The organism is Falsiroseomonas sp. RANM36 (assembly GCF_056682175.1).
Genome location: NZ_JBWXTD010000001.1, coordinates 11,586 through 18,489 on the forward strand (window position 1 = coordinate 11,586; position 6,904 = coordinate 18,489).

6 protein-coding genes and 1 pseudogene are annotated in these 6,904 nt (G+C 72.3%); 5 read left to right on the forward strand and 2 right to left on the reverse strand.

Annotated elements, in window-relative coordinates; all coding sequences use genetic code 11:
- Positions 1 to 181 precede the first annotated feature (181 nt).
- Both dps and AC1MIR_RS00075 read left to right on the forward strand, forming a co-directional pair.
- Positions 182 to 658, forward strand: a complete 477-nt coding sequence (gene dps / locus AC1MIR_RS00070) for a DNA starvation/stationary phase protection protein Dps (RefSeq protein WP_480026146.1) — start codon at positions 182 to 184, stop codon at positions 656 to 658.
- A complete protein-coding gene (locus AC1MIR_RS00075; protein ID WP_480026147.1) occupies positions 628 to 2,127 on the forward strand; it encodes an AMP nucleosidase in 1,500 nt (499 codons plus the stop codon). Before dps ends, AC1MIR_RS00075 begins: the two co-directional genes overlap by 31 nt.
- Before the next feature lie 9 nt (positions 2,128 to 2,136).
- Here the strand turns inward: AC1MIR_RS00075 and AC1MIR_RS00080 are convergent, their stop codons facing one another.
- Entirely contained in the window at positions 2,137 to 2,580 is a 444-nt protein-coding gene (locus AC1MIR_RS00080; protein WP_480026148.1) for a hypothetical protein, read from the reverse strand.
- 178 nt (positions 2,581 to 2,758) lie between these two features.
- On the opposite strand from AC1MIR_RS00080, the gene parE reads away from it, so the two are divergent.
- Positions 2,759 to 4,747 (forward strand): DNA topoisomerase IV subunit B, encoded by a 1,989-nt coding sequence (gene parE / locus AC1MIR_RS00085; protein ID WP_480026149.1) that lies wholly within the window; start codon positions 2,759 to 2,761, stop codon positions 4,745 to 4,747.
- Between the two features lie 22 nt (positions 4,748 to 4,769).
- Here parE and AC1MIR_RS00090 read toward each other — a convergent pair whose 3' ends face one another.
- The gene (locus tag AC1MIR_RS00090) at positions 4,770 to 5,480 is read right to left on the reverse strand and encodes a hypothetical protein (protein ID WP_480026150.1); all 711 of its coding nucleotides are present in this window, start codon (positions 5,478 to 5,480) and stop codon (positions 4,770 to 4,772) included.
- Positions 5,481 to 5,708: 228 nt separating this feature from the next.
- On the opposite strand from AC1MIR_RS00090, the gene AC1MIR_RS00095 reads away from it, so the two are divergent.
- Together AC1MIR_RS00095 and AC1MIR_RS00100 are read left to right on the forward strand one after the other, a co-directional pair.
- The gene (locus tag AC1MIR_RS00095) at positions 5,709 to 6,698 is read left to right on the forward strand and encodes an ABC transporter substrate-binding protein (protein ID WP_480026151.1); all 990 of its coding nucleotides are present in this window, start codon (positions 5,709 to 5,711) and stop codon (positions 6,696 to 6,698) included.
- 25 nt (positions 6,699 to 6,723) lie between these two features.
- A pseudogene (locus tag AC1MIR_RS00100) lies at positions 6,724 to 6,904 on the forward strand (ABC transporter permease); the annotation flags it as partial.

Genomic DNA, 6,904 nt, shown 5'->3' on the forward strand with positions numbered 1-6,904 from the left:
GCTGCCGGCGCACGACGGCGCCACGCGCGCCCGCGCCGCCGGCTTCCAGCGCGGCGCCGCGCCGCCCGAGGCGGCGCGCTACCTGAACGTCATGCCCGACATGCTGCGGTGAGGCGCAACGACCGGCCGGCAATCACGTTGGTTGCATCGCCACCACCAACAGAGGAGCCTCGCAGGCGAGATGGCGAAGAAGCAGAAGGACCTGGCGGACAACACCAAGCAGACCTCGATCGGGGTGCTGCAGGCCTGCCTGACCGACGGGATAGACCTCTACAACGCGACGCGGCAGGCGCATTGGAACGTGAAGGGACCGCAGTTCCATTCGTTGCACACGATGTTCGAGGAATTCTACACGACGCTCGCGACCGACCTGGACCTGATGGCGGAGCGACTGGTGCAGCTGGGCGGCACGGCCATGGGCACGAGCCAGTCGGTGGCCGGCGGAACCCGCCTGCCGGAATACCCGGCCGAGCTGCGCGCCGGGGAGAAGCATGTCGCCGCGTTGCGGGAACGCTATGCTGCGGTCGCCAGGAGCCTGCGCGACGGCATCGACACGACCGACGAGGCCGGTGACGCCGATACCGCAGACATCCTGACCGGCGTATCGAAGAACACGGACAAGGCCCTATGGATGCTGGAGGCGACAGCCGAGACGTAAGGCAGCGCTGCGACACGCCGGAAGCGGCGATCGATGCGCTGGCGGCCCTGCACGCGGCCGCCAGCAGCGCCCTGCGCGCCGCGCTGGAACGCGCGATGGGCGGCGGCGCGCCGCCGACGCCCGAGGAGCGGGCCGCCTTCCGCTACCCCGAGCTGCGCCTGCGCCACGCCGCCGGGGCGGCGCGGCCGGCGACACGGCGCGCCTGGGCCAAGTTCCAGGCGCCCGGACTCTATGCCACCACCGTCACCCAGCCCGCCTTCTTCCTTCCCTACCTGATGGAGCAGCTGCGGCCGCTGATGGAGGAATTCGGCGCCGTCGCCGAGGTCGGCCCCAGCCGCCAGGAGATCCCCTACGCCTATGTCCTGGAACCCGGCCGCGGCGTGGAGGCGGGCGACGCCACGGGGGCGATGCTGGCGCGGCACTTCCCGACCCCTTCGCTGGCGGAGGTCGGCGACGAGGTGGCCGACAGCCTCTGGCAGACCGAGCCGGGCGCGCCGCTGCCGCTCGCGCTGTTCGACGCGCCGCGCGTGGACTATTCGCTGCGCCGGCTGGTCCACTACACGGGCACGGACTGGCGGGCGATCCAGCCCTGGATCCTGCTGACCAACTACCATCGCTACGTGGACCAGTTCATCCGCTGGGGCCTGGCGGAGCTGGCGCGGTCGGACAGCCCCTGGTCCGGACTGGTGCTGCCGGGCGGCGTGCAGATCGCGCGCGGCGAGGTGGGCGCGGATTCGCGCGCGACCGCGGAGGCGCTGACCGCCGCCTCGCCCTGGCACCGCTTCCAGATGCCGGCCTATCACCTGGCGCGGGCCGACGGCTCGGGCGGCATCACGCTGGTCAACATCGGCGTCGGGCCGTCCAATGCGAAGAACATCACCGACCACCTTGCGGTGCTTCGGCCGCATTGCTGGCTGATGGTCGGGCATTGCGCCGGGCTGCGGCAGTCGCAGGCGATCGGCGACTACGTGCTGGCGCATGCCTATCTGCGCCGCGACCGCATCCTGGACGAGCTGGTGCCGCCCGACATCCCGCTGCCGGCGCTGGCGGAGGTGCAGGTCGCCTTGCAGGAAGCCGCCGCGCGCGTGACGGGGGAGCGCGGCGAGGCGCTGAAGCGGCGGCTGCGCACCGGCACGGTCGTCACCTATGACGACCGGAACTGGGAGCTGCGCTGGTCGCGGGAGCGGCGGCCGCTGAACCTCTCGCGCGCCATCGCGGTGGACATGGAAAGCGGCACGCTGGCCGCGCAGGGCTACCGCTTCCGCGTGCCCTACGGGACGTTGCTGTGCGTCTCCGACCGGCCGCTGCATGGCGAGATCAAGCTGCCGGGCGCGGCCAGCGCCTTCTATGAGCGCGCGGTCGGCCAGCACCTGATGATCGGGCTGGAGGCGGTGGAGATCCTGCGCGGCGACCTCGGCTCGCTGCACAGCCGCAAGCTGCGCAGCTTCGACGAGCCGCCCTTCCGGTAGGCGGCGCGCCTACCAGCGCGAGGCGACGGCGATCTCGACCTCGGCGGTGGAGGCGAAGCCGTCGCCGCCCTCGGTGCGCAGGCGCACCACGGCATAGGGCGTGGTCCAGCGCGCCTCCTGCCCTCCGGCCGGTGCGCTGGCCTGCGCATCGGACAGGCAATGGCCGATCTCGCCGCGCAGCTGGTCGAAGCGGTGCCGTGCCTCGGCGGCGCGCTCGCGCCCCTCGGCGCGCAGCATGATCGCGAAGATCGCGCCGCGCGGCGGCCCGTCGGCCAGCCGCACCTCGCCGCGGCGTTCCACGAGCGAGCCGGGGATCAGGTGCGCGGCGGTGCCGACATCGTTGAAGGCCCATTGCGCCGCCTCGACCAGGCGCTTGAGGGCCGGGCAGAAGGCCTCGTTCGCCTCGGCGGGCAGCGGCAGCAACAGGGGCAGAATCAGGCTCAGGCGGCGCATCGCGGGATTCCCGGTCCGGGGACGGCAGCTTCGCCGCTCGCGGGGCCGCGAGCAATGCGCCGGCGCGGGCTTCGCCCGAACCGGATCGGCTTTGCGCCGCGCTTCCCCCGACTCGGCCCGGATTGGTTGTCTGCCCCGCACCCGGTCGCTATCTTCAGCCGGAAAGCGAGAACACAGCATGAACGATCTGTTCGGTCGCGGCCGGCTCAAAGGCGGCGCCGCGGCTCTCGGCGCGGGCGATTATTCGGCCAAGGACATCGAGGTCCTGGAGGGGCTGGAGCCCGTCCGGCGCCGCCCCGGCATGTATATCGGCGGCACCGACGAGAACGCGCTGCACCATCTGGCCGCCGAGATCCTGGACAACGCCATGGACGAGGCGGTGGCGGGCCACGCCGACTTCATCGACGTGCTTCTCGAATCCGGCAACTGGCTGACGGTGCGCGACAACGGCCGCGGCATTCCCGTGGACCCGCACCCGAAATTCCCGAAACTCTCGGCGCTGGAGGTGATCCTCACCACCCTGCATTCGGGCGGGAAGTTCTCCGGCAAGTCGTACGAGACCTCGGGCGGGCTGCATGGCGTCGGCAGCAGCGTGGTCAACGCGCTCTCCGAGCGGCTGGAGGTGGAGGTCGCGCGCGACCGCACCCTGTTCGGCCACGCCTTCGAGCGCGGCAAGCCGGTGCAGAAGCTCAAGAACCTCGGCGCCATCCACAACCGCCGCGGCACCACCATCCGTTTCCGGCCGGACCCCGAGATCTTCGGCAGGCAGTCCTTCAGCCCGGCGCGGCTCTACCGGCTCTGCCGGTCCAAGGCCTATCTGTTCCGTGGCGTCGAGATCCGCTGGAAATGCGACCCGGCGCTGGTGCAGGGCACCGACACCCCGGCCGAGGCGGTGCTGCATTTCGAGCGCGGGCTGGTGGACTTCCTGGCCTCGGCGATCGAGGGGCGCGCCACGGTGGTGCCGACCCCCTTCGAAGGCACCCTGCCCTTTCCCGACGGCGCCGGGCGCTGCGAGCTGGCGCTGACTTGGCTCGAGCAGGGCGAGGGCTTCCTCAACACCTACGCCAACACCATCCCGACGCCGCAGGGCGGCACGCATGAGGCCGGTCTGCGCGCCGCGCTGGTCAAGGGCCTGCGGGCCTATGGCGAGCTGAAGAAGGACCGCCGCGCCGCCAATGTCACCGCCGAGGACCTGCTGGGCGGCATGGCGGGGATGCTCAGCGTCTTCATCCGCGACCCGCAGTTCCAGGGCCAGACCAAGGACAAGCTGACCAGCCCCGAGGCCGCGCGCCTGGTGGAGGCCGCGCTGCGCGATCATTTCGACCACTGGCTGGCCGGCGACCCCGCCACGGCGGACAACCTGCTCGCCTGGGCCGTCGAGCGCGCGGAAGAACGGATCAGGCGGCGCGAGCAGAAGGACACGCCGCGCAAGAGCGCGACGCGCAAACTGCGCCTGCCCGGCAAGCTCGCCGACTGCTCCCGCGAATCCTCGGACGGCACGGAGCTGTTCCTGGTGGAGGGTGATTCCGCCGGCGGCAGCGCCAAGCAGGCACGCGACCGCGAGACCCAGGCGGTGCTGCCGCTACGAGGAAAGATCCTCAACGTCGCCAGCGCCAGCGCCGACAAGCTCCGCGCCAACCAGGAGCTGAAGGACCTGATCGAGGCGCTGGGCTGCGGCGTGGGCGAGCGGTTCGATCTCGGCCGGCTGCGCTACGGCCGCGTGGTGATCATGACCGACGCCGATGTGGACGGCGCGCATATCGCCGCCCTGCTGATGACCTTCTTCTACAAGGAGCTGCCCGAGCTGGTGCGGCAGGAGCGCATCTTCCTGGCGCAGCCGCCGCTCTATCGCCTGCAGGCCGGCGGCAGGACGGTCTATGCCAAGGACGACGCGGACAAGGACCGCCTCATCAAGCGCGAGTTCAAGGCGAACCAGAAGGTGGATGTCTCGCGCTTCAAGGGCCTCGGCGAGATGCCGCCGGCCTCCCTGAAGGAGACGACGATGGACCCGAGGCGACGGACCCTGCTGAAGGTGGTGCTGCCGCCCGAGGAGCGCGCGCGGACCTCGGAGCTGGTCGAGGCGCTGATGGGCCGCAGGCCGGAGCTGCGCTTCCGCTTCATCCAGGACAATGCCGCGAAGCTCGACGAGGAGGCGGTGGACGCCTGAAGGCCGGATCGCCCGTGGCGGCTCAGGCGAAGCCGGGCAGCAGGTTTCGGGCCAGCAGCAGGGTGCGCTCCAGCGCCGCCTCGGCGGTCTGGCTGCGCCGCGCGGCGGCCGGGTCGCAGCCATGCACGAGGAGATTCCCCGAGGCCTCGTCGCGATGCCACCAGATGCCGGTCGCCTCGTCGCGCCCGTTCCAGGCCGGCAGGCCGCCCAGCGCCTCCCCCAGGATCCCGAAATCGTCGAGCGAGGCCACGAAGACCAGGCTGTCGCGGAGACTGGCGAGTTCCTCGCCGAGCGCGGCCGCGCAGGCCTCCTGCTGCCGCTCGAGGAGTTCGGGCGGCCATTCCTCCGGCCGCCCGGCGCTCCAGCCGATCTTGAGCAGGCTCGACCACCCCCAGCGGGCGGCGGTCACGTCATAGGGGCCGCCGAGCAGTTCGCGCGTGAGCGCATCGAGGAACAGCCAGGTGGGGGTATGGGCGCTGCCATGCGCGCCCCGGTCGCAGAGCCGGGCGGCGCGCTCGTGGCAGGAGGCGAAGCCCTGGTCGCGCTCGGCGCCGTAGTCGCCCTCGGTGCCGGCGCCAACCCAGTAGATGCCGCCACGCGCGGCGAGTTCCGCGCCGCTCCACGGGACGAAGAGGCCGGCAAGGCCGGGGCGGTCCGGGGTCGCCGGGCCGAAGCCGTCGCCGATCAGCTCCTCCCGCAGCAGCGCCAGGCGCTCGAAGGTCTGCCGCGTCATGAAGCTTGTCATCGGATGCGGGCGAGGCCCTTCTTTCGGGTCGCGAGAATATGGGACCGCGCCGGCGCGGTATCGCATCACGGCTTCGGGGTCGCGTCGCCCGGATGGGGCGGAGGGTTCGGGTACAGGCCCGGGGCGGGGACTGCAACGCCTTCTTCACATTGCCCCCCTGCCGCGCGGCCGTGGCTCCGGTTAGATCAGCCGGGCAACCAGGGGGAACACTCGCGCATGCGCCGTCGCAGCTTCGGTCTCGGCCTCGTCTCGCTCACCGTGGCCGCCATCCGCCCGGCCGCCGCGCAGCAGGTCTCGGGCCCGCTGGTGCTCTACACCTCCCAGCTCGAGCCCGATGCGGCGGCGACGGTCGAGGCGTTCCGCAAGCTGCATCCGGCGGTGCAGGTCGAGTGGATCCGTGGCGGCACCGGCCAGATCATGACCCGCCTGCGCGCCGAGATCGCCGCGGGCCAGCCGCGGCCGGACCTGCTGCTGCTGGCCGACAGCCTCACCTTCGAGGGGCTGAAGGCCGAGGGGCGCCTGCGCGCCAGCCCGGAGGTGCAGACCGCCGGCATCCCCGCCGCGCATCTCGACGCCGGGCGTGCCTATTTCGGCACCAAGCTGATCACGACGGGCTTCATGCACCATGTGCGCGCCCCCTTCGTGCCGGCGCGCTGGGCCGACCTGCTGGATGCGCGCGCGCGCAACCAGGTGGCGATGCCCTCCCCGGCCGTGTCCGGCGCCGCGGCGATCCATGTGACGACCCTGGTGCAGAACCCGGCCCTCGGCTGGTCCTATGTCGAGCGGCTGATCCAGAACGGCGTGCAGGCGCGCGGCGGCAACGGTCCCGTCATGCAGGCGGTCTCCGGCGGCGAGCGCGCCTTCGGCATCGTCATCGACTACCTGCCGATCCGCGAGGCCGCGAAGGGTGCGCCGGTGCGCTTCATCTTCCCGGAGGACGGCGTCTCCGCCATCACCGAGCCGGTCGGCATCCTCTCCACGGCGCGGAACGTGCCGGCGGCGGTCGCCTTCGTGAACTTCCTGCTCTCCCGCGAAGGCCAGGTCCTCGCCTCCGGCCAGGGCTTCCTGCCCGCCGATCCCGCGGTGGCGCCGCCCGCCGGCTTCCCCGATCCGCGCAGCATCAAGGTGATGCCCTTCGATGCCGGCCGCGCGGCGCGCGAGCAGCCCGAGATCCTGCGCCGCTTCGCCCAGCTCGCGGGCGGCTAGGAGCCGGGCCGGGGCACGCTCCGCCTTGCCGACCTCCCGGCCGCTGGTCCTTGCTGCCGCCGCCTGGCTGCTGGCCATCGGAGCGGTGCCGCTGCTGCGCCTGCTGGCCGAGGCGCTCGGCGGCGGCGCGGTCGCTGCGGCCCTGGCCGAGCCGGCCGTCTGGCGGGCGACGGCGCCCCGCCTGCGGATCTCGCTCGGTGCCGCCG

Excerpts from the sequence above, each read along its gene's own strand:
- AC1MIR_RS00080 (WP_480026148.1), bottom strand. The coding sequence starts at position 2,580 with ATGCGCCGCCTGAGCCTGATTCTGCCCCTGTTGCTGCCGCTGCCCGCC.
- AC1MIR_RS00095 (WP_480026151.1), top strand. The coding sequence starts at position 5,709 with ATGCGCCGTCGCAGCTTCGGTCTCGGCCTCGTCTCGCTCACCGTGGCC.
- AC1MIR_RS00090 (WP_480026150.1), bottom strand. The coding sequence starts at position 5,480 with ATGACGCGGCAGACCTTCGAGCGCCTGGCGCTGCTGCGGGAGGAGCTG.
- dps (WP_480026146.1), top strand. The coding sequence starts at position 182 with ATGGCGAAGAAGCAGAAGGACCTGGCGGACAACACCAAGCAGACCTCG.
- parE (WP_480026149.1), top strand. The coding sequence starts at position 2,759 with ATGAACGATCTGTTCGGTCGCGGCCGGCTCAAAGGCGGCGCCGCGGCT.
- AC1MIR_RS00075 (WP_480026147.1), top strand. The coding sequence starts at position 628 with ATGGATGCTGGAGGCGACAGCCGAGACGTAAGGCAGCGCTGCGACACG.